Below are 22,723 nucleotides of genomic sequence, written 5' to 3'. Positions count from 1 at the left end.
CTACTTTAGCCATATACAAAACCTCTCTAACACGAGAAACTGAGCACGCAACAAAAGCACTACTATCAAAATGCTCAGGACAACCGTGTGCCTTCAGTGTAGCACTCTCCTCTAAATCCGCAAGATTAGATTCGTAAAGATTTTCTTTTACTCAAGTGCAATCCCTCACAGCGCATCGCAATACTGAATTACCCGTAACAGCCTCTTAAAAATATTAAAATTTGAGACTTTAGTTTGAATTTTCATTTAAGAATAACGAATTAAAAGAATTTGTTAAAGATAATATATCAATATTAGAATATAAGTCACTTACTCAACATAGTATGCAAAAATTTAGTATGCAGAAATTGAAGAAGAAACTCGCTACATTCGTTCCGATAAACCGAAGCACTATAAAGTCTAATACAACTGCAAGGAAGATACCAAAAGGAAAACCAGCGAAGAAAATTGTCCAACAAAACTCTGGTACTGTTGAAAAAATCATTACACAAAAGTCTCACATTGCTGCAGCCAAATTACCAAATCAAATACCAGAAGAGAAATTCGTTACACCAAAACTAGAGACAACAGCATCCGCAACACCTCTCCGAGAGGAATATGAGAAACGCCCTTTACCCGGGATCCCGAATGAATATGGGAACGAAGATGCAATCCCTTACATTGATGAGGAGATGAGCACATCGGACTTGGGTATTGGTATATACGATGAAATTTACGAAACTGCATCCATAGGCAATGAAAGCCATTCCATAAGAAGCAGTGTTGGTGATTCAGGAATTGACAACACTTCAGTACCTAATTCAGCAATTTCGAATATAGATACAAAAAATGCCTCTGCTCATGAAATAGATTCAGCATCCGAAACCGGTAGTATCAGTACTGATGGAATCGCTGCTTATATACTTTCATCATCGTTTAAAGCATCGAAAGGTACCCGCGATTCACTTCTTTCAATAAAGCAAGTCACAGATGAGCAAAACGTACAGATAGGTCAAACGTCTGAGCTGGAACACACAACTGAACCACAAAAAAGTGATCGAGAAAGTTTTGCTTCAACAGATAGCGGGAACACCATCAGAAATGAAGCCATAGTAAAACGTCCACCTCTACCAGAGATTTTTGACGCAATATACAACTCAAAATGGATCAAAGGTGATAAGAGCATCGATCCTATAAACACAAACAGCATCTCTATAAAGGAACAAAACAAAGACTCTGCAGAAAGCGAAATTACTAGCTCACAAAGTCAGAATTCTCTTCTTTCAGGCAATGCACAAAAAGAGGCTCACATACAGGAATCGCATACCTCCTCCACATCCGTAAATGAGGAACAAGTTGGGAACATACCTTCAGGAGTAAAAGCATTTACACATACCTCTAGGAACAAACATGAAAATAAAGAAAGTGAACCAATCTACCTAGACCCGTGGGACCTCAAACCTATACCAGAACTGGATGAGCATCAACACACTGGTTCTATGAGCAGTTCACCTAAAAGAACAGCAAATGAACCAAGTTCTTCCATATATCAAGAAGAAGAAATTTACGAAAGCCTTGACGATATAGAAGCTTACTTAGCATCACCCACCCACTCCTTTGAGCAGCTTGCTGAAAAAGCACACCCGGCACTTCGCGCGCATAGGGAAAAAATTGATGACAAAAGCGAACATGTGTATGCCCAAGTAAAAAGAAATAACAACGTAAGAAGTGACCTTCTTAATTTGGAAGATGGCGCAATAACCGCAGATATATTCAGTGTAACAATACCTAAGTTGCATCTCAAGGAACACACAGTTGATGTTTCTCTTCCGAAAACGCAGCAGAAAACGATCACAGAAACTCCCATTAGTACCAGGAAGGCACTGTCTCAAGGAGAGGAAACTCATAAGACAGTTCCGAATAAATCATGGTTGAGACGTATACTGGACAGAATCAAAGAAATATTCTTGCAAGGGTATGCTGCTTTACGTTCTATTTTCACTCAGTCTACCAAAAATAAGGAAAAATCCTTCGATCAGAGTCCTTCTTCGCACAGCAAAAATGGAGAACTCAGCAAGATCGAGCAAACACTTTCCGAGAGACATCCGCTCAATAAGAAGGAAACTGGAGCACTTAACGCTATCAAGGAAGCACTCTCTCAGAAACACGCTCTAGTGCTAGGTAAGGCTGGAGAACTTGGCAAAATCAAGGAAACACTCTCTGAGAAACATGCTCTAGTGCTGGGTAAGGCCGGAGAACTTGGCAAAGTTAAGGAAGCACTCTCTCAGAAACACGCTCTAGTGCTAGGTAAGGCTGGAGAACTTGGCAAAATCAAGGAAACACTCTCTGAGAAACACGCTCTAGTGCTGCGTAAGGCCGGAGAACTTGGCAAAGTTAAGGAAGCACTCTCTGAGAAACATGCCCTAGTGCTAGGTAAGGCCAGGGAACTCGGTAAAGTTAAGGAAGCACTCTCTCAGAAAGTTCCATTGATACAAGAGGACACAATGAGACTTAGTAAAATCAGAGAAGCCCTTTCTGAAAAAGGCTTCCGCGTACATCACCTGAACTATGAACAAAACAAAGCGCATGATAATCCCCAAAAAAACAGATATGCATTTAGCACTGGTACAGAGCATGATAAAATCAAGTCTATTCTGACTCGAGAACCTGAGATAACTGCTAAACTCAGGGAAAGCGGAATGAAGGAGGAACAAAGCAAAACCTGTGTCCCATCCTTGGGATGCAATTCGCATACGAGAACTCAGGCTTCAAGGGTAGTTTGAATGTGATTAGGGCCTCTGGAAAGGGGCCTTATAATCTGAAAATTATAGTCTTTCCCAAAACGTAGAAAATTTGTTAATTCGCGTGGAAACAGGGTATAATAATGGAGCTAACTGTTGTATAATGGATGTTTGTTTGTTCGTAGCTATTTTGCTTATATGAGTTTTATCAACCGTTATTCTTCTACTTCAACAGATTCTGCTTATAGAAACGAAGGGCTGAGAATGTATATGGTGAAGGTCTTCAACTATATGGCTGCGGCTCTTGGGATAACTGGTCTAACTGCTTTCTTTGTTGCAAGCTCTCCGGCTATGCTCTCCTTGTTGTATCAAACACCACTCCAGTGGGTCGTGATGTTTGCCCCTGTAGTGTTTGTTATAGTCTTTAGTACGAGGATTTCAGGTATGACCTCCGAAAGAGCGAAAGTTTTGTTCTGGTGCTTCTCGGTGCTTATGGGACTTTCTCTATCTTGGGTGTTCATTGCTTATACTGGCGCTAGCATAGCGAGGGTCTTTTTTATTGCAGCGACGATGTTTGGAGCAATGGCAATATACGGGAATAATACTAGGACAGATTTGACGGGAATGGGCTCTTTTCTTACGATGGGAGTCGTGGGTATTCTGATTGCTGCTTTGGTGAATGTCTTTCTTGCTAGTCCAGCTATTTATTTCGCTGTGTCCGCGCTTGGTGTTGTGATATTTACTGGTCTTACCGCTTATGATGTACAGCGCATTAGGGATTTTTATTATTTCTCTGTCAATGCAGATGAAGAGACACTTTCGAAGATCGCTGTAGTTGGTGCACTTACACTATACTTCGATTTTATTAATATTTTTATTAGCTTACTAAACCTCATGGGTGAGCGGAAGTAGAGGTGGTCGCTGGGTCCTTGCGAGAGTCTTAGCTGAGTTCTCTTGCAAGGCATTCAGGTCGTTCTTTTTTGTTTTAATGGCCTTGCTAGGCTGTGAGGCCTCGTCGTCTGGGTGTCTTTACATTCTTTCTGCAGGTTCAATTTTCATCACTTTGAGAACAGAAGCTAGTGTGTTCTTCACAGCTTTCACCAATATCAACCTTGCGTTCGTGAGCTCTGGTTCATCTTCTATAATGAATCTGAACTTGTTTTCTATCATACCTGCGTTCCACAAAGCATGAAACCTTTCTGCAACTTCATGTAAATAAAAAGTCAACTTATGCACTTCACCTGAAACTACAATCACTTTAAGAAGAGAAGGTAACTTTGCAAGAGTAACCATCAAATCAAGCTCCTGTTTTTCCACAAGCATTGCAGCATCACACTTAGCTGAAGGTCCACGTTTTCTAAGTAAGGAAGAGCAACGTGCATGCGCGTACTGGACATAAAAAAGCGGGTTATCGTACGAGGCACGAACGAATTTATCTAAATCAAAATCCAACACGATTTCGCTACTTTTAGTCAGCATGGCGAATCGTATTTCACTTACCGTAATACCACTCTCTAGGACATCATCGAGCGTTATAAGGTCACCATTGCGTTTAGAAAGTTTTACTGGCTTTCCATTTCTGAAAAGGTTAACAAGATTATACAATTTGATATCGATGCGTGCATCACCTCCAGAGAGTGCCTCGACTACACCAGAAAGCCTCTTAACATACCCAGCGTGATCAGCACCTAAACCAACAATCATATGATTGAAACCACGTTCAAGTTTATGATAGTGATATGCAACATCCGATGCGAAATAAGTCCAACTCCCATCTACTTTTTGTAGCGCTCTATTCGTGTCATCACCAAACTTCGTCGAAAGGAAGACCTTTTGTCTTCTTTCTACCCAATCCCCACTCTTCCCCTTAGGCGACGGCAATTCTTCCTCATCTAAATAACCTTTTTCGTCAAGGACTGCTATTACCTTTTCAATATAATTTCCCTCATGCAGCTCTTTTTCCCTGACATAACAATCGTAACTTATGCCCAACTTAGCTAAATCGGACTTTATCATGTCCATGGTTAGTGAAAGTATCACTTCCCGGAAAGTGTCTGAGAAGCTTTTCAACTCTGTAGTATCTTTAACGGAATCAGGAAACGTGGAAATAAGATAACTTGCTATATCCCTTATATAGTCGCCGGCATAGCAATTACTCGGAAAATTATCGCTCTCTTTTTTCCGCAGCTGCTCGCAAAACCGTACGAAGACGGAATAGACTAGTAAATCAATTTGTTTTCCGGCGTCATTAATGTAGTACTCCCGCGTAAGGGAAAACCCGAACTTGTCCAACAGCTCTGCAAAGATATCAAAGAGAACCGCGCCTCTAATATGTCCTAAGTGAAGCGGACCAGTAGGATTCGCTGACACAAACTCTAGGTTCAAAGGAACAGCATGGCCAATATCCGAAAATCCATAACCACCAGCATCATCACTCACCGCAGCCAAAAATTCGGACCATGTGTCACTTGTAAGAAAAACGTTAATAAAACCCCCAGAGGCTACAGAGACATTCTTGAAAAGGTCCTTAAAAGATCTTAAACCATCCGCTATAGAACAAGCTACCTCATGTAAGGAAAGCCTAACCTCTTTGGCAATGAGAAAAGAAATGGCCGTGGAAAAGTCTCCATACTCTCTTTTTTTTGGAGAGTTCCAGAGCAAAACTTGTTCACTAAGTGTCACACCGAAAATCGAGGTAACCACTTCAGTCAGTACATTACCTAACCTCAAGAACAAGTCCATAAGGCTAAAAAAATAATCTATAAAATACAGCTACAAACGCAAAAAGAGTAGAGCCAACAAAGATAATGTTCAAAGAAACAAGGACCTTCCGTAGAATAGAGGAAGCGATGTAATCCTCTATTATTACATTTAATCCGAGCAAAGCGTGGCACTGAGCAATTAACACGAACATAGCAAATACCAAAAGGACACCCCAATGGCAACTTAGATATTCGACATCAAATGGGAAAATCCATTTAGAAGAACGAAGCGAGAAAAGTAAAAAGATAAATAACAAAAACAGCAAAAGAGCTGTAATGCGTTGAGCTAACCAACTCCTAACAACACATCTCATAGGTAAGTAAGAGAAAACATTAAGAAGAACAGCAAAAGGGCAGCAATAATAACGAGAAAGTTACTTACCTTCACAGAAGCCTGGGAAAGACCAGTACAAAAATCCCAGAAAAGGTGCCTAACCCCACTACAAAGATGATAGCAAAAAAAGAAAAGAAAGAAACACAAGAGAAAGCCAGCCAAATAACCCGAAAAAAATGGGCTCAGGACAGTGTGCAAAAATGAAGACGGCATGTAGAAGCAAGCAAAAACATACCAAGAAAAAAAACCTGTATAAAAAAACAAAAACGCCCCTGAAAGTCTATGACTTATTGACAAGATCGCAGCCAGAGGAAAACGATAGGCAAAAAGAGAAGGGGAAAGAGGAGATCTCATGAACAAGAAACAAGAGAAAGAAAGTACGCAAAGACAGCGAAACAAATGTTAGGCTTTCGCCTAAATAAAAGGAGGTAATCCAGCCGCAGGTTCACCTACGGCTACCTTGTTACGACTTAACCCCAGTCACCCACCCCACCGTAGATAGCTGCCTCCTTGCGGTCAGCTCACTAGCTTCGAGTAAGATGAACTCCCATGGCCTGACGGGCAGTGTGTACAAGACCCGAGAACGTATTCACCGCAGCATGCTGATCTGCGATTACTAGCGATTCCAACTTCATGCCTTCGAGTTGCAGAAGGCAATCCGTACTGAGACAACTTTTAGGAGATTTGCATCACCTTACGGTGTAGCTAGCCCATTGTAGTTGCCATTGTAGTACGTGTGTAGCCCATACCATAAGGGCCATGATGACTTGACGTCGTCCCCACCTTCCTCCAGCTTGTCACTGGCAGTTTCCTTAAAGTTCCCGGCCGAACCGCTGGCAACTAAGGATGAGGGTTGCGCTCGTTGCGGGACTTAACCCAACATCTCACGACACGAGCTGACGACAGCCATGCAACACCTGTGTTGGATCCAGCCGAACTGACTCCCTCCCTTCAGAGGGATACGATCCACATGTCAAGGTATGGTAAGGTTTTTCGCGTTGCATCGAATTAAACCACATACTCCACCGCTTGTGCGAGTCCCCGTCAATTCCTTTGAGTTTTAGTCTTGCGACCGTAGTCCCCAGGCGGAGTGTTTAACGCGTTAGCTACAAAGCAGATAAAATAACCCACTTTTAACACTCATCGTTTACAGCGTGGACTACCAGGGTATCTAATCCTGTTTGCTCCCCACGCTTTCGTGCCTCAGCGTCAACTGTGATCCAGGCAATCGCTTTCGCCCCTGACGTTCCTCTTGATATCTACGGATTTCACCCCTACACCAAAAATTCCATTGCCCTCTCTCACGTTCGAGTCCCGCAGTTTTAAATGCAGTTCCTGGGTTAAGCCCAAGGATTTCACACCTAACTTACGGGACCGCCTACGCACCCTTTACGCCCAGTAATTCCGAACAACGCTAGCCCCCTCCGTATTACCGCGGCTGCTGGCACGGAGTTAGCCGGGACTTCTTCTGTGGGTACCGTCACTATCTTCCCCACTAAAAGAGCTTTACAACCCAAGGGCCTTCATCACTCATGCGGTATGGCTGGATCAGGCTTTCGCCCATTGTCCAATATTCCTCACTGCTGCCTCCCGTAGGAGTCTGGACCGTGTCTCAGTTCCAGTGTGGCTGATCATCCTCTCAGACCAGCTATAGATCGTCGCCTTGGTAGGCCATTACCCCACCAACTAGCTAATCTAACGCGGGCCTATCTGATAGCAATAAATTTTCCCCCTCAGGGCGTATAGGGTGTTGCCCAATGTTTCCACTGGTTATTCCCTACTACCAGGCAAGTTCCCACGCGTTACGCACCCGTCTGCCACGGGACCAAGGCTGCAAGCAGCTTTGATTCCGTTCGACTTGCATGTGTTAAGCCTACCGCTAGCGTTCGTTCTGAGCCAGGATCAAACTCTCAAATCAGGAGAATTTGATTTATTCAAACTCTATAAATTAACGTTTCGCTGTCTTTACTTACTTTCTCACTACTCAAACAACCGACCGCGCTGCTCCAGAGAGGCACGCGCCTAAGCTCTATGGATACTACACAAAACTTCATGAGTCAACATAGGCACGTAATCCATGCGATCCTATTTTGATTTCACACACAGAATTATCAAAAATGCAGAATTCGTCAAGGAAGTAATACGAAATAACAACCTGACGCAAAAATCACATCTACAACACCTGGAATACCTACCATAAGCGTCTTCCAACAATTATAATCCCGTGGGATATCTCTCGTTTACCATGACCCTGTTGAAATTGAAAGGGACCTTTCCAAGTACCGCCGACACCTATTTCATAGCTGAGAATGCATTTCTTATTGGAAACGTTACAGTTGGTACTAGAAGCAGTATTTGGTATGGGTGCAATATTCGAGGCGATGTTAATTACATAAACATTGGCAGTTATACAAATATTCAAGATTGCACAATGATACATGTTAGCCACGGTGAAAAAGGCCACACAGAAATTGGTAACTATGTCACTGTTGGACATCAATGCTTATTACATGCGTGCACTTTAATGGACGAAACTTTCGTAGGTATGGGCTCGATAATAATGGATGGCGCTATTATGGAAAGTGGATCAATGGTTGCAGCTGGCTCTTTAGTGACGTCTAACAAACGGATAAAATCCGGTGAACTATGGCTGGGGAGACCAGCAAAATTTGTGAGAATACTTACTGCAGAGGAAATCTCACATATAAGAGAGTCCGCAATAAGGTACGCTGCACTTGCAGAGGAATATATAAGAGATTTATCGAACAAGACAACTTTTTAAGCATTTCTTACGCAGTTTTTGGAAAAATGTCAGACAAAGAGAAAATAATCATCAATGTAAATGGTGACAATATTGCTGTGGAACCGGGAACTACATTGTCAGACTTGGTGCACTTGCTAAAACTTGACACATCGCAAATGGCAGTTGAATTGAATCAAATCATTATACCGAGGTCTTTATATGGCGAACACGTGTTAAAAGCAGGTGATTCAGTAGAAATCGTAGAGTTTGTCGGAGGTGGGTGAAAGTTTTTAATCAGGATCCCTATACGCTAATTAGATAGATCAGATACAAATTGATCATTAGGTCATGATATCCGATGGTAGCTCCACGGCTCTCATACCAATCACATGATATCCACAGTCAACGTGTAATGTACTACCTGTGGTTCCACCGCTTAGATCACTCAAAAAGTAGAGGGCTGCACCAGCAACGTCTTCCTTAGTGGTATTCCTCTTTATAGGCGCATTATGCTTGTTCCACTTAAGTATGTAGGAAAATTTTCCAATTGCAGAGGAAGCAAGAGTCTTAATCGGTCCTGCAGAAATTGTATTAATCCTTATATTGTATTTACCAAGATCAACAGCTAAATATTTGACACTTGCTTCTAAAGCAGCTTTACACACACCCATAACATTATAGTGAGGAATCACTTTTTCAGCTCCGTAGTAGGACAAAGTAAGAACACTGCCACCACTTTCCTTCATCAATGGCAAAGCATATCTACAAACCGAAGTGAGGGAATAGCATGAAATATGCATTGAATTCAAAAAATTACTAAGAGAAGTATTTATATAATCACCCTGTAGTTCTTCCTTATCCGAAAAAGCAACGGAGTGTACGACAAAGTCGAGCCTTCCATATTTTTCCTTAATAAAGCGAAAGAGTTCTTCCACCTGGCTTTCCTGTGAAACATCACAACACACAAGTGCGGAACCTCCAAATTCCTCAGCTATTGGACCTAAACGTTTTTTAAATTGGTCAGTCGGACATGTAAGAATCAGCTCCGCCCCATTTTCTCTACAAATCTTTCCTATTGCATATGCAATCGAACGGTCATTCGCAACACCCAATATTACACCCAACTTTCCCTTCAGCATTAACCCACCACATCTAAGACAACCACAGTATTGTACTATGATAAACTAAGAAATAGAACTTAATGATTAGCAACTCCAAGAAGGAGTAAAATGTATTTTCACTTCCAGAATTAAAATTTGAGCACTGTTTAGACTCAACTTCTGGGAAATGACATTAGGTGCCTATGTGAGACGAGAATTTTAATTCATTAACACAGCATTAGCAATTTTACATTGAGGGAGACACCTTTTCCTGAGATAATACGTCCTTACATAAGTAATCAATGCGAAATGATAAGAAGTACGGATGCACCTATTGAAGAAAAACTCAAAGAGACCATACTCCATAAAACCTTGCATAAGTGCAAATCCGTATTTTGGATTCTTTTTTGGTTCAGTTCGGGAATAAATGTGCTAGCACTGTTTTTACCACTCTACACCTCGCAGGTTCTTGATAGAGTACTCTCAAGTGGCAGTACTTCGACGCTAATGGCACTTACAGTGATAACTTTGTGTGCTTTCGCGTGCTCATCGGTTCTTGATGCTTCACGAGCTATGATCACCGTAAAAGTTGGTAATTGGTTTGACGACACCCTAACACCAGGACTGCTGAACAACGCAATTGCACTTATATCGGTTAGACCAGGCACATCAAGTGGTGAAACTATGCGAGACATGCAGATCATTCGCGGATTTCTTACTGGAAACGGAGTCTTTGCATTTTTCGATGCCCCATGGTCAATATTATATTTGGTCGCAATATTCCTAATAAATTTTACCCTTGGTATCGTTGCTATTGTAGGCATAGTTACACTCATCGGTATCGCACTATTAAACGATTTTGCAACCAGAAATCTTGCGCGTCAGAGCAATGAAGCAAATGTGCGTAATTTGAATGAAATAGAGATAGCAACACGAAACTCCGAAGTAGTAGAGGCTATGGGTATGATCGAACCTATAGTCGAAAAATGGAGTAAAAAAAATGCCCTAGTCAGAGATACACAGACACTTGCTTTGAGTCGTTCATACATAATCATGGCATTCACAAAGGCGGTACGCTTTACGTTGCAAATCGCTGTGATCGGAATCGGAGCTTACCTTGCTATTTCTGGACACAAGACAGCAGGAGGGATAATTGCCGTATCAATTCTAATGGGGAGGGCATTAGCACCGTTTGAAATCGCGATTTCAAACTGGAAGAATTTATCGCAGGCAAAAACCTCGTATGGTAGGCTACAGAATATGCTTATCACTTCCCCTGTAAGGTCTCAAGCCATGAAGCTTCCGGAACCCAGCGGGGAAATAGAATTTGACAGAGTAATATACACTCCATTAGGTGGTTCTAAGCCAACAATTAAAGGAGTTTCTTTTACCATCCCAGCTGGTAAAGTAGTGGGAGTCGTAGGCAGCAGTGCAGCTGGAAAGTCCACTATAGCAAGATTGACCGTTGGAGTTCTTAAACCAATAGCTGGGGTAGTGCGACTCGATGGTGCTGATACATACACCTGGGAACGTAAGCACTTTGGTAAGCATGTGGGATACCTACCTCAGGATATAGAATTATTCAACGCAACGGTTAAGGAGAACATATCAAGATTTAACCCAGACATTGACCCAGCAGAAGTCGTGAGGGCAGCGAAAATTGCCGGTGTCCATGAAATGATATTACACCTCCCAAATGGGTACGACACCGTTATAGGCGCCGGTGGCTCAGTTTTGTCAGGAGGACAACGTCAGCGTATAGGAATAGCAAGAGCTTTTTATGGAAATATAAAACTTCTTGTACTAGATGAACCTAATGCAAATCTTGATTCAAGTGGAGAGGCACACCTAGCCAAAGCTCTACGCTACGCAAGAGAAGCAAGGATCACCACACTTCTTATGACCCATAATTTCTCTCTACTAAGCGAAGTTGACTGGCTTATGCTTGTAAAAGAAGGAACAATCGCGTTCCTTGGAGAGAAAGACGAAATCATCAAACAACTCTCCATAGGAACCAAAGAACAGAGCAGCGAATCCAATTAGGCACCTACAGCCTAGTTAGCTGTCCAGTGGCTTGATCAAGCTCCGCTTTATCTAAGCTTGAAGAAGGACCGTCGTGCAGATTTTCTGGCTTGCTGGTATTGTATGATAAATCTGACGTGCTAGTAGTGCTAGTACTATGAGTACCAGTACCCTGATTTGATGATTTACCAATAACCGGAGAAGCAGCACTGAGTGAATTGAAACGCTCGATAAGCTCAGATGCTGTTGATTTGCTAGAAACCGCAGAAGCATTTTGTGATAAATCTGACCTGCTAGAACTCCGACTTAGTGGTTCGGTAGCATCCGGAAAAGCATCTCGTGGTAAATCTGACATGCTAGCACTCCGCTTTAGTGGCGATCCTGCTATTGTGCCCCTATCTGTCTCCTTCATTGTGCCTTTATCGATCATCTCGACGTTACTTCTGAGACCAATCAGCTCGATATTGTTTTTGAAGTGATCTTCAAGGTTCACAGATCCAGTCGCTCTTCTATGCATTATGTACGCAGTACCTCCAGCCAACAGAGAAGCACATAAAATCCCCAAGACCACAGTTGCTGCTATAAGCCCATTATTTGCGGTGCTCACAACTTCAGGTTTTAGCGCAGGTACAACAGGTATAGCAGGTATAGGATTATCTGGAAAAATGCCATTCCACCTATTGAGTAGCTCGGTTAACTGCTTGCCACACTCTTTCTCACTGCACACAGCCTCCAACATCTTTTTTATGACGCTATCTTCCGAACCAAATTTCGCTAAGCTGTCTACGTAGACACTCAGATCATCAATCTCCATCGGATCAAGGTGGCCAAGCGCATCTTTGAAAACCTCAAGATCAAAATTCAGCTTTAATTTTTCACTAAAGAGCTTTTGTATGTGCTGTGCCAATTCATCTATGTTCATATGTGTCATTCTTCCTCTAATATGTTTTTATTATAGCATTAGGATAAAAGAATTGCAATACTAATAAAGTTTTTAATCTTAAAATCAAATAAGCTTGACTGTTATATGTAAATTTTAGTATCAACTAAACTAAAAAGACGTATCATACTGAGGAAGAATGAGATTGCACAAATGAGAAAATGAACTTAGAAATTCATAGAAAGGACAGCGCGGATATCTGCTAGGATTTGCTCTCTTAGTCTCTCAACAGACGGAAAAAGCTTTTCTTCTCGTAGAAAAGCCTTTAGATACACTGTTGCATCTTTGCCATATACATTGTCAGAGAAGTTAAAAATATGCACTTCTAAGATAACTTCACCACTGCCAGAGGTAGTGGGTCTTTTACCAATATTTGCTATGCCCCTATGTATAGTACCTTCTATGGAAACATCAACCACGTACACACCAAGTCTTGGCTTAATTATCTCCTCGGGAATTGCAATATTGATTGTGGGAAAACCAATAGTACTAGCAAGGCCCCTATCTCTCCGAATAATGCCACGTATACTGTGATACCGCCCCAAGAGTTGCCTTGCACTCAGCATATCACCATCCTTGATGCTTGTCCGGACCAGAGTAGAGGAGTACCTACTGCCAGAATCGTTAAGCTCGGGCTTTATGACTACAGCCTTATATGAAAGCAATTCCTGATATTTTTCTATTTCAGCTATGCCACCGGAACTAAACTTTCCGAATCTGCAATTTTCGGCGTTTATAAGGTATTTGAGATTCAGAAAAGAAGACAGAAATTTCAGAAAATCCTCGGGAGACAAACTCCTAAGCTCATCATCGAACTTTATGAAATATAGAGAATCCGCATATGGAGAAAGGAGAACTGTTTTAGTGTACTGATCTGTAATAAGGAAGTCCTTTTTGCGCTTAAGAAAACAGAATGGATGAGGATCAAAAGTGATGACAACCCTATGTAAATCAGCTAACTTACTGACACCGGACAGCGCAGAGAGCAAGGCCAGATGCCCTAAATGTACCCCGTCAAAGTTACCAAAGGTAACGACTGAAGGGTGGGGAAGCAGCTCGGGAGTATGGTAAACCTGCATCTACAGAGGCAAAAACCCTACCTACTCATCCCCCTCATCTTCAGCAAAGGAAAACTCAGAATCAGAGAAAACTTCCGAGTCACGCTCCTCAACAAGATCGTGATCAATGTGTTCTACGAGGCCTCTAGCATGAGGTCTAGCCGCACCCGAATCCGACGAAATACCAGCATAACCAGAACCTGAAAAATGAACTATTCTCCTTATGGCAGCATGGAAGAGTTTCTCGTAATCCATGCTTAGAGAGTATAGCTCCTTTAGCGCAATTACAGGGCTCTTATCACTTTCTTCGTGTTGGACATCAGGCAAGGAACCACTTTGCAAATCATAGGCCCTCTGGCTCGCAAGTATCACCAGCTCAAATCTGGAACAGGACAAATTCCCATCCTCGAAAAAACGCCAATCGCGCATCGCAAGACAAAAGAAAGGCCTAGGGTAACACAAAAAACCGGAAGCAACAACTTACTTTGTCAACCTAACATCAACCTTCCAACCAAGAAGGATAAAAAACTTGAGCAATCTCTCCAAGGAAAAACCTTCAGTTTTGAAGCTCTTTATCTGTGAAACCTTCGGCTGATCAATCTTCAAAAGACTGGCAGCATACTTCTGACTCCAATTATTATAAGCAATGATCTGCGAAATCCTCTTCACAAGGATACTGCGCACATCACTAAGCTGACTGGGATCCGAAATACTGAAGCGGTCCACATCAACGTACTCCCCCCCTTCTGAGATCTTATCATCTCTAACAATATCTTTTAACATTATTTCTTTCCGTCCCAACTACTACACTAAGTGGTATTATAAACAATATTAGGTAAATTATCCATAAATAATATATATTGCATGGCACTTCTTGATTTCGAAAAACACCATATTCATTATGAACTTCACACCCAGATTGTAATATAAACACTACAAAAGTCCTAAATGCCCTACGAAAGTAGGTTTAAAAGGTAAGCCAAATCAAAGCAGCTTCGCGATTATTAAATATTTACAAACTGCCGGCCTGTATTAGAACAAAATTATTACGATATGTCTACTGATTTCCTGATTCACCCCTTTCAAGGCACGATTTATTGTGCAGGAGCGGTTTGTTGGAAAAAAGTGTTCGTTATCTCACGCAAATTAATTTTGGATGGCAGTGGGCAGTAAAAAAATCTGAACTATGCAACTCTTTTGTATTCGTGACACTGGGAATAGGAAATACATAACATCATGCTCGCTTTGTTTATGTTAGAGTTGGGTGTTCTCCTCGTATAATCAGAAATGCGGCTTACAAGGTTGTTCCTAAATGTTGAAACTATAGAAAAAGGTACAAAAATCTGTATAGATCCGAAAAAACAGCATTACCTATTCTCAGTGATGCGCTTACAAAAAGAAGGTCAGGTTATAGTGTTCAACGGCAGGAGTGGTGAGTGGATAGCAAAAGTTAACCACAATTTTTTGGTACCTGATATACAAATTCGACCACAAACAGCAAGTTACCCATATGATATCAATTTGTGCTTTGCAGTCCCAAAACACAAAGCGCTTAAGGAAATTGTTAGACAGGCGACAGAGCTAGATGTCACAGTGCTACGGCCAATATACTCATCGCGCACGGAAAATAAGAACAAGGATCTCGAAAAACTTGAGCTTTGGGCAATCGAAGCGGCACAACAATGTCGTCGGATGAGTATACCCGTTCTACTACCACCCATCGCACTAAAGGAAGTAGAAACATATCATGAAAACGTGTTCATTTGCGATGAAACACTTTCTGACTCTGTTATCTGCGATATTCCTATCTTAAGCTCTTACACTATAGTCATTGGGCCAGAAGGAGGATTTTCCCATGAAGAACTCTCCTTGATTAACAAAAGAATCTCGCTAGGCAGAACTATATTGCGTTGTAGCACCGCAGCAACTTCTGCAATAGCTCAGGTAAGGTCTGTGTATAGCCACCTCACGCGAACTCCTAAATGAAAAATTGAACTTTTCCACACATTTGGGATAATAGACCCCGTACTTGCTTTATGAGTATTAGAGGTGATTCGTTCTATTCACTTAGGAGCTGTATTGGTCGTACGTCTTCTTGAGTTCGGAACAATGAGCTCTGTACTTGCTCTATAAGTACTAGAGTTGATTCATTTTGCGTCGATTAGTCGTGTTTTATCATTGCGTGTGTGGTGTCTATGTTTGAATTCTTGGGGTTATTAATTGCCCTGGTAGGAGTTATCTTTATGTTCAGCGGAACCATTGGTATGATCCGTTTTCCGTGTTTTTTTTTGAAGGTCCATTCAGCAAGTATGACGGACTCTTTTGGTGCGCCACTTATACTTCTCGGATGTGCGCTTAAATTTGGATTTTCAGTTACGACACTAAAGGTTTTACTACTCATTCCAATGGTATGGGTTACCTCCTCGCTTTGTTCGTATCTTTTGTGTAAGTCCAAATTAGAATAAGTATATGCTGGTACCTCAGAATCGATAACTTATGGAACTCATAATATTGAGGATCACACTTCTGTTCCTTCTCTTTTTCGTTACCACCGCGCTGGCACACGTCGAAGACCTATTAACCGAAGTTATCTATCTTGGTCTGGTTAGCTTCTTCCTCACCCTTTTGTACATGACAATGAATGCAGCAGACGTTGCAATTACTGAGAATGCTGTGGGAAGTTGTATCTCAACTGTCTTCGTTTTGTGGGCTGGGCGTTTAATCGGCAGAGAAGGTATCCACTATTCGGGCAGGACCGTTCCAGCATTATTTGCGAGCGTTATGATTGGAGGCATCTTACTTTATATTACAGGAGATCTTCCTAGATATGGCTCACCCACTGCTGCAGTTAACAATGAGGTTTATCGATATTATTTGGAAAACACAGAACCGTTATTTGGTTTTCCAAATGTCATTACAGCAGTGCTAGCTGGTTTCAGAGGGTATGACACTTTGATAGAGACAATTGTTGTGTTCACAGCGGCTTTATCAGTTTTTATTTTATTGGGCTTCGGTAAGGAAAATGATAGGTGATAAAGTGTTGAAGGTCCTAGCTTCGGGGATTATCCCACTTATTATTTTGTTTGCCGTGTACATTCAAGTACATGGGGAGATTTCCCCCGGTGGAGGTTTCCAGGCCGGGGTATTACTTGCAGCATCTTTGATAACGTACTCACTCGTATTTGGTCTTGATCCACTTCTTCATTTTCTTGGTCCAAAGACTCTAATCCGCCAAGGAGCTACTGGCGCACTGATTTACTTATCAACAGGTTTAGTACCGTTACTTCAGAATGCATCCTTTCTACAGCACTCTCATATAATTGAGGCCTTGCCTCTACTATCTCAAGAAATTGGTATTTTTGTGCTTGAGTTGGGCGTGGGACTTACTGTTTTCAGCTCAATATTGTCTATATACATGTGCTTTTCACTCTTGCTGGTGAAAAAGACACTCAAAACCGACTAGCGCAAAGTCTTTGTACGCAAATGTACCTGCCTAGGTTTCCGCTTTTACCAATTGGAAGATGCGCTTAGTGCCAATTACGTGTAAAAACTTCTTGTGTAAGCGTGTATTCGTCCGCATTTTCGCTGTTGCTAATAAAAAGTCCTTTACTGAGCACAACAAAAACTTTTCGTACTAAATGTGCTATTCTAGAGCACAACTAATGGAAGTGTTTATGTTCACATTTTACAACTATGCAGTAGTGGTGTGGGTAATGGTAGTTGGGCTGTACATAATAATGGCAAGTCCCAGACCGATAAAAAAACTCATAGGCCTTGGGCTTTTTCAGTCATCTGTTTTGTTGCTTTACATATCTCTTGCATATATTGAGGGTGCTGCGACTCCAGTGATTTCACCTAATGTAGAAAATTATGTTAATCCCTTACCTCATGTTTTGATGCTCACAGCAATCGTTGTTGGCGTTGCAACTTTAGCATTAGGCTTAACATTAGTCATACTGATGAACAAAACACCAAAAGACAGCAATACAAAAAACGTCTAGGATTGGACTGAAAGTCCTGTTCCTTAGGCATTCTTTTGATATAAACGTTGCCGTTCTGGTCGCATAAAGGATTATTTTGCAAATCCAACGAATTGTGAGAAGAGCGAGCTAGTGGAAACATCGCTAGAAGTTGTGATACAATCGCGGTCTACCTGCACTCATATACAGTTATTACCGCAGCACCTTTTCAGCGGTGAGTTCTGCCTGAAAATGAAAAAAACTCTCTCCTACAAAAGCTCCGGTGTGAATATAGATACCGCGAACAGCTTTGTTGATTTTATTAAAAAGAACGCAGAGGTTGATAAGCACTGCGTTTCCGCTATTGGTGGGTTTGCTTCTTTATTCTCCGTAGGCAATTTGAATTACAAGGACCCTGTAATTGCTGCAGCAACAGACGGTGTTGGAACTAAGCTATTGATAGCAAATGAGTGCAATAACCATGCTAGTATTGGTATAGACCTAGTAGCCATGTGCGCCAACGACCTGATCTGTCACGGGGCAAAACCGCTCTTTTTTCTTGATTATTACTCGACAGGGAAACTTGAGCTCGATGTAGCACGCGCAGTAATCTCAGGGATTCTAGTCGGGTGTAGAGAGGCTTCCATGTCACTGGTAGGGGGAGAAACCGCTGAAATGCCCGGCTTATACAGTGCTGGTGAATACGATTTAGCCGGCTTTGCTGTCGGAATAGTTGAAAAAGAGGAAATTCTCCCACAAAATGTCACGAAAGGTGACATCCTTATTGGGCTGAAATCATCAGGCTTTCATGCGAATGGATTCTCACTTATCCGCAAAACTTTCTCCAGCTTAAGTATTAAGTACTCAACACTGTTCGATAAAAGAACCTGGGGTGAGATACTCCTAACCCCAACAAAAATATATGTGAATTCGTTTCTTTCTTTGAAAAAATTCATAAAGGCGGCTGCACACATCACGGGTGGCGGACTACTAGAAAATCTTAGAAGGGTTCTTCCAGAAGACCTAAAAATCTGTATTCAGCCTTATGAGTTTCCCGAAATTTTCAAGTGGCTCATGCTGAACGGTAATATTCCGCAAGAAGAAATGTTAACTACTTTTAACTGTGGCATAGGAATGGTTTTGGTTGTCGCGGAGCAAAATGCTGAGTTTGTTTCCGAGACACTAGGAGAGGAAGCTCTAATTATCGGAAACCTTAAGTAGGATTTCAGCAAACCAAGCCCCGGAGTTTACCCTTGCCTTTTAGATTACGCTTCCCTGAAATATTCACTCAGTTCCCTTGGACCAGGATAGATTTTTGTCATGCTTAATCTAGAAGTTAATTTCCATCCTTCTGGACTGCGCCGCCCTTAAACACTCATTTAGCCCTTTAAGATTATCTCAAGATAACATGCAGCAGTGTAAATACCGTTTTGCACCTACCATCCTACTGCAAAATCTTGGATATTTATGAGAGTGAACCATCAAGTTTGCACTGCCTTGGAACAAATATTTCTGGATTCAATAAAATACTTAGAAGGTCTTCCGTCATACACAACTAGTCTAATGGAGTTTCTTCTGTGCATGATGACAATACTTATAAGTTTTAAATTCTTTGGAGAAAAAGGGATTTGTGCTTTCAGTAGTTGCGTTTTTATTCTTGCAAATATACAGGTCTTGAGACAGGCACAGTTTTTCTTTCAGGATACTCCAGTAGCACTTGGAACAATTTCTTTTTCATCAATTTTCCTTGCTAATAACATTCTGACGGAGTATCGCGGAGTCAAAGCGGCGAAGACAAGTGTGTATTTGAGTTTTCTCTTGTATGCATTCTTCACCTTGGAAATGATAATCACACTAAGCTATAGTCCTAAAACAGACGTCCACTATTCCTGCATGCAAAGACTCTTCCAAAGTAATGCCACACTTCTATTTTCTGGAATTATCGCATATTTGGTCAGTCAGCTTTCCGATATTTATATCTTCAGTGGTCTAAAGCAGATTCTTCCAAACCGACGTTTTCTTTGGCTGCGCAACGTAATAGGTACAGGATTATCCTCGTTGATAGACAACATAATATTCTCAACTCTTGCATGGTATGTTCTTACAGGAAAACCAGTCGAAATGAAGAGTTTAGTGTTCACGTACATACTAGGAACCTATTGGATAAGGATATTAGTTGCATTATTAGGAACACCCTTTCTCTATTTCGCAAAACGACTAGCATAGAGAACGCTAGTTGAAATAGCTTCAAGTTTTGTAGGTTGATCAAGATTGCTTTACAAAATGATTAGCACGAAGCCCTAATTGATGTCCTTCCTAAGGGCAAACCTTTTGTAAACCACCTATAATCAGCTACGTTATTAAGAACATCCTCTCTATTTTTCAAAACAATTAGGACAAATCGTCTTTCAACACCTCCTTCAGTAATACACCTATAAAAACTATTCATGAACTACTTTATAATTGCTATCCAAAAGCAATAGAGATAAAGGCCTAGTTAATGCTTCTTTTAAGAAAAAGCCTTTCAATATCTTCTATAAGCTGCCTGAAATTGATATACTAGCCTGCGAGGTGCCTGAGGTAGTTGCTGCTCTTTTGATGATTCAAAAATTGAGGAGAGGAAAGTCCGGGCTCCACGGGAGAATGGTAGCGGATAACTTCCGCCGGGCTTAGCCCAGGACAAGTGCCACAGAAAATAACCGCCTGTTTTTTTCAGGTAAGGGTGAAAAGGTGCGGTAAGAGCGCACCGCGTTCGCGGCAACGTGGATGGCATAGGTAAACTCTACCAGGAGCAAGACCAAACAGAAGAAGAGTGTGCTCTCGCGCGATAGATTTTTCGGGTAGGTCGCTTGAAGTGCATAGTAATGTGTACCCTAGATGAATGACTACCGTATACAGAACCCGGCTTATGGGGCACCTCGTTTTAACCGAATTTATCGGAGTGGAAAAATATGCAAGATGGCAGGAAAATACCGAAGTCACTCAAAAGGAGAATAGAAGAGTCCAACATTATTGGTGATCTGGCTGCCGGGATGAGAACACGGAGAAGTAGCTTAGAAGCTAATCAAGAGGCTTTTCTTGGTGAAGTAAGGGTTGCCAGTCCTAGTTTGGCGGAATTCTGCCGACAAAACAAAAATCTTCTTGGATTAAACGATTTACACAGATTATCGACAGAGGAAGTGATTGCTCAAGCACGTTCACTGGTGGGATGTTATGACATGGTGCTGGAATGTCACTGCGAGGTGCAGGCTCTACACGAAGCAATTATACAAGCCGAAAAAAAGATGAAGGAGGTAAGCAAGAAAGAAAAAGAAGCCTTGCTTGCTGATCTTGCAAAAATTGAGGGTTCATCCGGAGTTCTTGCACAGGTCAGTGCGAAGATAGAAAAAGCTACTGGTATAGACATCTCTAGTGGATTTTCAGGTTTGATGAAATCGTTAGGAGCAAAAATTGCTCCTAAGGGAAACGATTCGGATCCTACAAGAACACCATCTGATATTGAGTGTCTAGAGAAAGTTATGCGGGCTAAGTCCCTCAGTACGCCTGTTACATTGGTCAAGGCTATAGTGGTTGCCATTGTCGCGCCAGGTGGCATTCCATTAGTTGGAGCAGGTTTAACAATGCTTCCGATTGTGACGATGGTTTGGCCAGCTATGGTGGCTTGGGATGTATTGAAATTACCGAGCAACATTGCGGGTTCACCTTTTAACAGTGGCAACCTAAACAATGTGGTTAAAGAGTGTGAGGCAGGCTTGAACAGCGGTCCCAAGATTGCAGAAAATATGCCACGATATGGTTCAAGAGAATCAAAACCAAGGACGCTGTAGTACAGATTAGCATTGCCAGATCTCTTTCTCCTAGTAAGGTACGCTTCTTCAATGTCTTGATCTTATTGGTATTTCGCCTTGTGGTTGTTTTCTATATTGTAAAAACATTTTCCACTGTGCGCGGTATCCTTTTCAAAAACATATTTTGTTAACATTTTTATACTCAACAAAATTTTTACCTTATTCACCTTAAAATATACCTAGTGTTTATATCGGATAAGGTTAACTAATGCATTCCAGACGGATCGTTTCACATCGGAATATATACAATATCATTAAGAACTGTAGTGATTTTTATATTAGGGCCCAAGGATTTAATCCATTCAAGACGATCTACTGGCTTTGTATTATCATTGTTGCCACGTTCTTCTTGCTCTATTGCACCTCAGGAATGCTGACGGCGGATCCATCAAAGTACTCCTTGGATAATTTAGCAATTTCAATGATTGTAATTGGGGCAATATTCATATTCCTAGTTGCAACAGCAACCTATCTGATCTGCAAAACGCAGAGAATGCTTATCATAACAGAGTTCCAGAATCTCTTGTTTGCAAGTGCGATGAGAAAAGATACCATTTTTTATGCGATTATTTCTAAGGATAATGTTCTGTATATGGACGCACCGTGCATGGAGCGAATTGGAAAGGATTGGAGAACAATCAGTATAGAAAAATTTTTCCAAAGGCTGCATCTTGATAATGGACTATCTTCTAATTACGTAGAAAGCCTTTCTCTAAATAGGGAATTTTCCGCGATATTTTCCAGAGAAAAAGAAGAGATAGAAATCACCCTTACTCCTCTAGACAGACCCCTTGGGTTTTTCGCGGTCTCTGCAAGAGAAAAGGGTTAGGAAACCCCTACATGTAACTGTTTCCCTGAGTTTGAGATTTCCTTGAATGGTATTCCTATCAGTGTTACACCTTCTTGGCAATTCTGTGGTATCCCTAGGTAAATTTCCTTTCAGTGCCGTGCTTTCTTATATCCCAAGTAAACTTCGACACGACATTTCTTGCACCTGAGACGTGCAGAAATCTACGTATTGGCACTGTATCTCTTAAGACTTAATACCGTAAAAGGATTACCAAGTAAGGGATTTCCTTCGGTAAGTGCACACTTTCTCACTTTTCACAGCAATGCTCCCTGCACCCAAGGCGCCGTTGGATGAACCATCTAGCATTGTACCTTCGTGGCAACATTGAGCATTGCCAAATAAACCCGCGCGAAACCCAAGATCAATCTCATGGACCTAGTTATTTTT

Annotated in this window: 23 protein-coding genes, 1 rRNA gene and 1 other RNA gene; 15 read left to right on the top strand and 10 right to left on the bottom strand. The window is 41.6% G+C overall.

The features are described 5' to 3' along the window. Nucleotides 1–338 precede the first annotated feature (338 nt). A complete protein-coding gene (locus NSE_RS00225) occupies nt 339–2,762 on the top strand; it encodes a hypothetical protein (RefSeq protein WP_157858695.1) in 2,424 nt (807 codons plus the stop codon). 165 nt (nt 2,763–2,927) lie between these two features. After that, nucleotides 2,928–3,632, top strand: coding sequence for a Bax inhibitor-1/YccA family protein (locus NSE_RS00220; protein ID WP_410517877.1), 705 nt, complete (start codon nt 2,928–2,930; stop codon nt 3,630–3,632). 117 nt (nt 3,633–3,749) lie between these two features. Here NSE_RS00220 and argS read toward each other — a convergent pair whose 3' ends face one another. From argS to NSE_RS00200, 4 genes are all read right to left on the bottom strand, one after another. Further along, entirely contained in the window at nt 3,750–5,462 is a 1,713-nt protein-coding gene (gene argS, locus NSE_RS00215; protein WP_011451456.1) for an arginine--tRNA ligase, read from the bottom strand. A 4-nt stretch (nt 5,463–5,466) separates the two neighbouring features. Beyond that, the gene (sdhD, locus tag NSE_RS00210; protein WP_011451455.1) at nt 5,467–5,796 is read right to left on the bottom strand and encodes a succinate dehydrogenase, hydrophobic membrane anchor protein; all 330 of its coding nucleotides are present in this window, start codon (nt 5,794–5,796) and stop codon (nt 5,467–5,469) included. After that, nucleotides 5,793–6,170, bottom strand: a complete 378-nt coding sequence (gene sdhC, locus NSE_RS00205; protein ID WP_041917456.1) for a succinate dehydrogenase, cytochrome b556 subunit — start codon at nt 6,168–6,170, stop codon at nt 5,793–5,795. The genes sdhD and sdhC overlap by 4 nt, the downstream gene beginning before the upstream one ends. A 67-nt stretch (nt 6,171–6,237) precedes the next feature. Further along, nucleotides 6,238–7,734: ribosomal RNA gene (locus NSE_RS00200) — 16S ribosomal RNA — on the bottom strand. 327 nt (nt 7,735–8,061) lie between these two features. Here NSE_RS00200 and NSE_RS00195 point away from each other — a divergent pair. Together NSE_RS00195 and thiS are read left to right on the top strand one after the other, a co-directional pair. Beyond that, nucleotides 8,062–8,598, top strand: a complete 537-nt coding sequence (locus tag NSE_RS00195) for a gamma carbonic anhydrase family protein (protein ID WP_041917455.1) — start codon at nt 8,062–8,064, stop codon at nt 8,596–8,598. A 26-nt stretch (nt 8,599–8,624) separates the two neighbouring features. Then, nucleotides 8,625–8,843: a sulfur carrier protein ThiS gene (gene thiS / locus NSE_RS00190; RefSeq protein ID WP_011451452.1), complete on the top strand. Its 219-nt coding sequence runs from the start codon at nt 8,625–8,627 to the stop codon at nt 8,841–8,843. A 57-nt stretch (nt 8,844–8,900) separates the two neighbouring features. On the opposite strand, the gene NSE_RS00185 is transcribed toward thiS, so the two are convergent. Continuing rightward, nucleotides 8,901–9,698, bottom strand: a complete 798-nt coding sequence (locus NSE_RS00185) for an enoyl-ACP reductase FabI (RefSeq protein WP_011451451.1) — start codon at nt 9,696–9,698, stop codon at nt 8,901–8,903. A gap of 270 nt (nt 9,699–9,968) precedes the next feature. Here NSE_RS00185 and NSE_RS00180 point away from each other — a divergent pair, with 270 nt between their 5' ends. Next, nucleotides 9,969–11,702, top strand: coding sequence for a type I secretion system permease/ATPase (locus NSE_RS00180; protein ID WP_011451450.1), 1,734 nt, complete (start codon nt 9,969–9,971; stop codon nt 11,700–11,702). Between the two features lie 4 nt (nt 11,703–11,706). Here the strand turns inward: NSE_RS00180 and NSE_RS00175 are convergent, their stop codons facing one another. From NSE_RS00175 to NSE_RS00160, 4 genes are all read right to left on the bottom strand, one after another. Then, complete coding sequence (locus tag NSE_RS00175; protein WP_157858653.1) at nt 11,707–12,612, bottom strand: hypothetical protein; 906 nt, start codon at nt 12,610–12,612, stop codon at nt 11,707–11,709. A 176-nt stretch (nt 12,613–12,788) separates the two neighbouring features. Continuing rightward, nucleotides 12,789–13,700 carry a riboflavin biosynthesis protein RibF gene (gene ribF / locus NSE_RS00170; RefSeq protein ID WP_011451448.1) on the bottom strand — a complete coding sequence of 304 codons (912 nt, stop codon included), beginning with the start codon at nt 13,698–13,700 and terminating at the stop codon, nt 12,789–12,791. A 21-nt stretch (nt 13,701–13,721) separates the two neighbouring features. Further along, entirely contained in the window at nt 13,722–14,108 is a 387-nt protein-coding gene (rpoZ, locus tag NSE_RS03975) for a DNA-directed RNA polymerase subunit omega (RefSeq protein ID WP_011451447.1), read from the bottom strand. 51 nt (nt 14,109–14,159) lie between these two features. Next, nucleotides 14,160–14,462, bottom strand: coding sequence for a helix-turn-helix domain-containing protein (locus tag NSE_RS00160; protein ID WP_011451446.1), 303 nt, complete (start codon nt 14,460–14,462; stop codon nt 14,160–14,162). 504 nt (nt 14,463–14,966) lie between these two features. Here NSE_RS00160 and NSE_RS00155 point away from each other — a divergent pair. From NSE_RS00155 to NSE_RS00125, 7 genes are all read left to right on the top strand, one after another. Beyond that, nucleotides 14,967–15,665: an RsmE family RNA methyltransferase gene (locus tag NSE_RS00155; RefSeq protein ID WP_041917453.1), complete on the top strand. Its 699-nt coding sequence runs from the start codon at nt 14,967–14,969 to the stop codon at nt 15,663–15,665. Nucleotides 15,666–15,874: 209 nt separating this feature from the next. After that, nucleotides 15,875–16,144: a monovalent cation/H(+) antiporter subunit G gene (locus tag NSE_RS00150; RefSeq protein ID WP_041917452.1), complete on the top strand. Its 270-nt coding sequence runs from the start codon at nt 15,875–15,877 to the stop codon at nt 16,142–16,144. Nucleotides 16,145–16,175: 31 nt separating this feature from the next. Further along, nucleotides 16,176–16,712: a DUF4040 domain-containing protein gene (locus NSE_RS00145; RefSeq protein ID WP_041917451.1), complete on the top strand. Its 537-nt coding sequence runs from the start codon at nt 16,176–16,178 to the stop codon at nt 16,710–16,712. Next, nucleotides 16,702–17,142: a Na(+)/H(+) antiporter subunit B gene (locus NSE_RS00140; protein ID WP_041917450.1), complete on the top strand. Its 441-nt coding sequence runs from the start codon at nt 16,702–16,704 to the stop codon at nt 17,140–17,142. The genes NSE_RS00145 and NSE_RS00140 overlap by 11 nt, the downstream gene beginning before the upstream one ends. Nucleotides 17,143–17,353: 211 nt before the next feature. After that, entirely contained in the window at nt 17,354–17,680 is a 327-nt protein-coding gene (locus NSE_RS00135) for a cation:proton antiporter subunit C (RefSeq protein WP_011451441.1), read from the top strand. 210 nt (nt 17,681–17,890) lie between these two features. Beyond that, a complete protein-coding gene (gene purM, locus NSE_RS00130) occupies nt 17,891–18,859 on the top strand; it encodes a phosphoribosylformylglycinamidine cyclo-ligase (protein ID WP_011451440.1) in 969 nt (322 codons plus the stop codon). Nucleotides 18,860–19,105: 246 nt separating this feature from the next. After that, entirely contained in the window at nt 19,106–19,864 is a 759-nt protein-coding gene (locus NSE_RS00125) for a queuosine precursor transporter (RefSeq protein WP_227028960.1), read from the top strand. Between the two features lie 61 nt (nt 19,865–19,925). Here the strand turns inward: NSE_RS00125 and NSE_RS04075 are convergent, their stop codons facing one another. Then, nucleotides 19,926–20,087 (bottom strand): hypothetical protein, encoded by a 162-nt coding sequence (locus tag NSE_RS04075; protein WP_011451437.1) that lies wholly within the window; start codon nt 20,085–20,087, stop codon nt 19,926–19,928. A gap of 118 nt (nt 20,088–20,205) precedes the next feature. Between NSE_RS04075 and rnpB the strand changes: the two genes are divergently transcribed. The 3 genes from rnpB (at nt 20,206) to NSE_RS00110 (ending at nt 22,315) form a co-directional block, all read left to right on the top strand. Next, nucleotides 20,206–20,563, top strand: an RNA gene (rnpB, locus tag NSE_RS04015) — RNase P RNA component class A. Nucleotides 20,564–20,589: 26 nt separating this feature from the next. Continuing rightward, nucleotides 20,590–21,465: a hypothetical protein gene (locus NSE_RS00115; protein WP_041917447.1), complete on the top strand. Its 876-nt coding sequence runs from the start codon at nt 20,590–20,592 to the stop codon at nt 21,463–21,465. A 391-nt stretch (nt 21,466–21,856) separates the two neighbouring features. Then, on the top strand, nt 21,857–22,315 hold the full coding sequence (locus tag NSE_RS00110; RefSeq protein WP_157858652.1) for a hypothetical protein: 459 nt from the start codon (nt 21,857–21,859) through the stop codon (nt 22,313–22,315). Nucleotides 22,316–22,723 lie beyond the last annotated feature (408 nt).

Source organism: Neorickettsia sennetsu str. Miyayama (assembly GCF_000013165.1).
In the GTDB taxonomy this organism is placed as follows: domain Bacteria; phylum Pseudomonadota; class Alphaproteobacteria; order Rickettsiales; family Anaplasmataceae; genus Neorickettsia; species Neorickettsia sennetsu.
The sequence above is the reverse complement of the archived record's forward strand: the minus strand, read 5'-3'. Positions and strand labels throughout refer to the sequence as shown.

What these genes read in the sequence shown, in the direction of transcription:
- NSE_RS00225 (WP_157858695.1), top strand. Translation starts at nt 339, where the DNA reads ATGCAGAAATTGAAGAAGAAACTCGCTACATTCGTTCCGATAAACCGA.
- argS (WP_011451456.1), bottom strand. Translation starts at nt 5,462, where the DNA reads ATGGACTTGTTCTTGAGGTTAGGTAATGTACTGACTGAAGTGGTTACC.
- sdhD (WP_011451455.1), bottom strand. Translation starts at nt 5,796, where the DNA reads ATGAGATGTGTTGTTAGGAGTTGGTTAGCTCAACGCATTACAGCTCTT.
- sdhC (WP_041917456.1), bottom strand. Translation starts at nt 6,170, where the DNA reads ATGAGATCTCCTCTTTCCCCTTCTCTTTTTGCCTATCGTTTTCCTCTG.
- NSE_RS00195 (WP_041917455.1), top strand. Translation starts at nt 8,062, where the DNA reads ATGACCCTGTTGAAATTGAAAGGGACCTTTCCAAGTACCGCCGACACC.
- thiS (WP_011451452.1), top strand. Translation starts at nt 8,625, where the DNA reads ATGTCAGACAAAGAGAAAATAATCATCAATGTAAATGGTGACAATATT.
- NSE_RS00185 (WP_011451451.1), bottom strand. Translation starts at nt 9,698, where the DNA reads ATGCTGAAGGGAAAGTTGGGTGTAATATTGGGTGTTGCGAATGACCGT.
- NSE_RS00180 (WP_011451450.1), top strand. Translation starts at nt 9,969, where the DNA reads ATGATAAGAAGTACGGATGCACCTATTGAAGAAAAACTCAAAGAGACC.
- NSE_RS00175 (WP_157858653.1), bottom strand. Translation starts at nt 12,612, where the DNA reads ATGACACATATGAACATAGATGAATTGGCACAGCACATACAAAAGCTC.
- ribF (WP_011451448.1), bottom strand. Translation starts at nt 13,700, where the DNA reads ATGCAGGTTTACCATACTCCCGAGCTGCTTCCCCACCCTTCAGTCGTT.
- rpoZ (WP_011451447.1), bottom strand. Translation starts at nt 14,108, where the DNA reads ATGCGCGATTGGCGTTTTTTCGAGGATGGGAATTTGTCCTGTTCCAGA.
- NSE_RS00160 (WP_011451446.1), bottom strand. Translation starts at nt 14,462, where the DNA reads ATGTTAAAAGATATTGTTAGAGATGATAAGATCTCAGAAGGGGGGGAG.
- NSE_RS00155 (WP_041917453.1), top strand. Translation starts at nt 14,967, where the DNA reads ATGCGGCTTACAAGGTTGTTCCTAAATGTTGAAACTATAGAAAAAGGT.
- NSE_RS00150 (WP_041917452.1), top strand. Translation starts at nt 15,875, where the DNA reads ATGTTTGAATTCTTGGGGTTATTAATTGCCCTGGTAGGAGTTATCTTT.
- NSE_RS00145 (WP_041917451.1), top strand. Translation starts at nt 16,176, where the DNA reads ATGGAACTCATAATATTGAGGATCACACTTCTGTTCCTTCTCTTTTTC.
- NSE_RS00140 (WP_041917450.1), top strand. Translation starts at nt 16,702, where the DNA reads ATGATAGGTGATAAAGTGTTGAAGGTCCTAGCTTCGGGGATTATCCCA.
- NSE_RS00135 (WP_011451441.1), top strand. Translation starts at nt 17,354, where the DNA reads ATGTTCACATTTTACAACTATGCAGTAGTGGTGTGGGTAATGGTAGTT.
- purM (WP_011451440.1), top strand. Translation starts at nt 17,891, where the DNA reads ATGAAAAAAACTCTCTCCTACAAAAGCTCCGGTGTGAATATAGATACC.
- NSE_RS00125 (WP_227028960.1), top strand. Translation starts at nt 19,106, where the DNA reads ATGAGAGTGAACCATCAAGTTTGCACTGCCTTGGAACAAATATTTCTG.
- NSE_RS04075 (WP_011451437.1), bottom strand. Translation starts at nt 20,087, where the DNA reads ATGAATAGTTTTTATAGGTGTATTACTGAAGGAGGTGTTGAAAGACGA.
- NSE_RS00115 (WP_041917447.1), top strand. Translation starts at nt 20,590, where the DNA reads ATGCAAGATGGCAGGAAAATACCGAAGTCACTCAAAAGGAGAATAGAA.
- NSE_RS00110 (WP_157858652.1), top strand. Translation starts at nt 21,857, where the DNA reads ATGCTGACGGCGGATCCATCAAAGTACTCCTTGGATAATTTAGCAATT.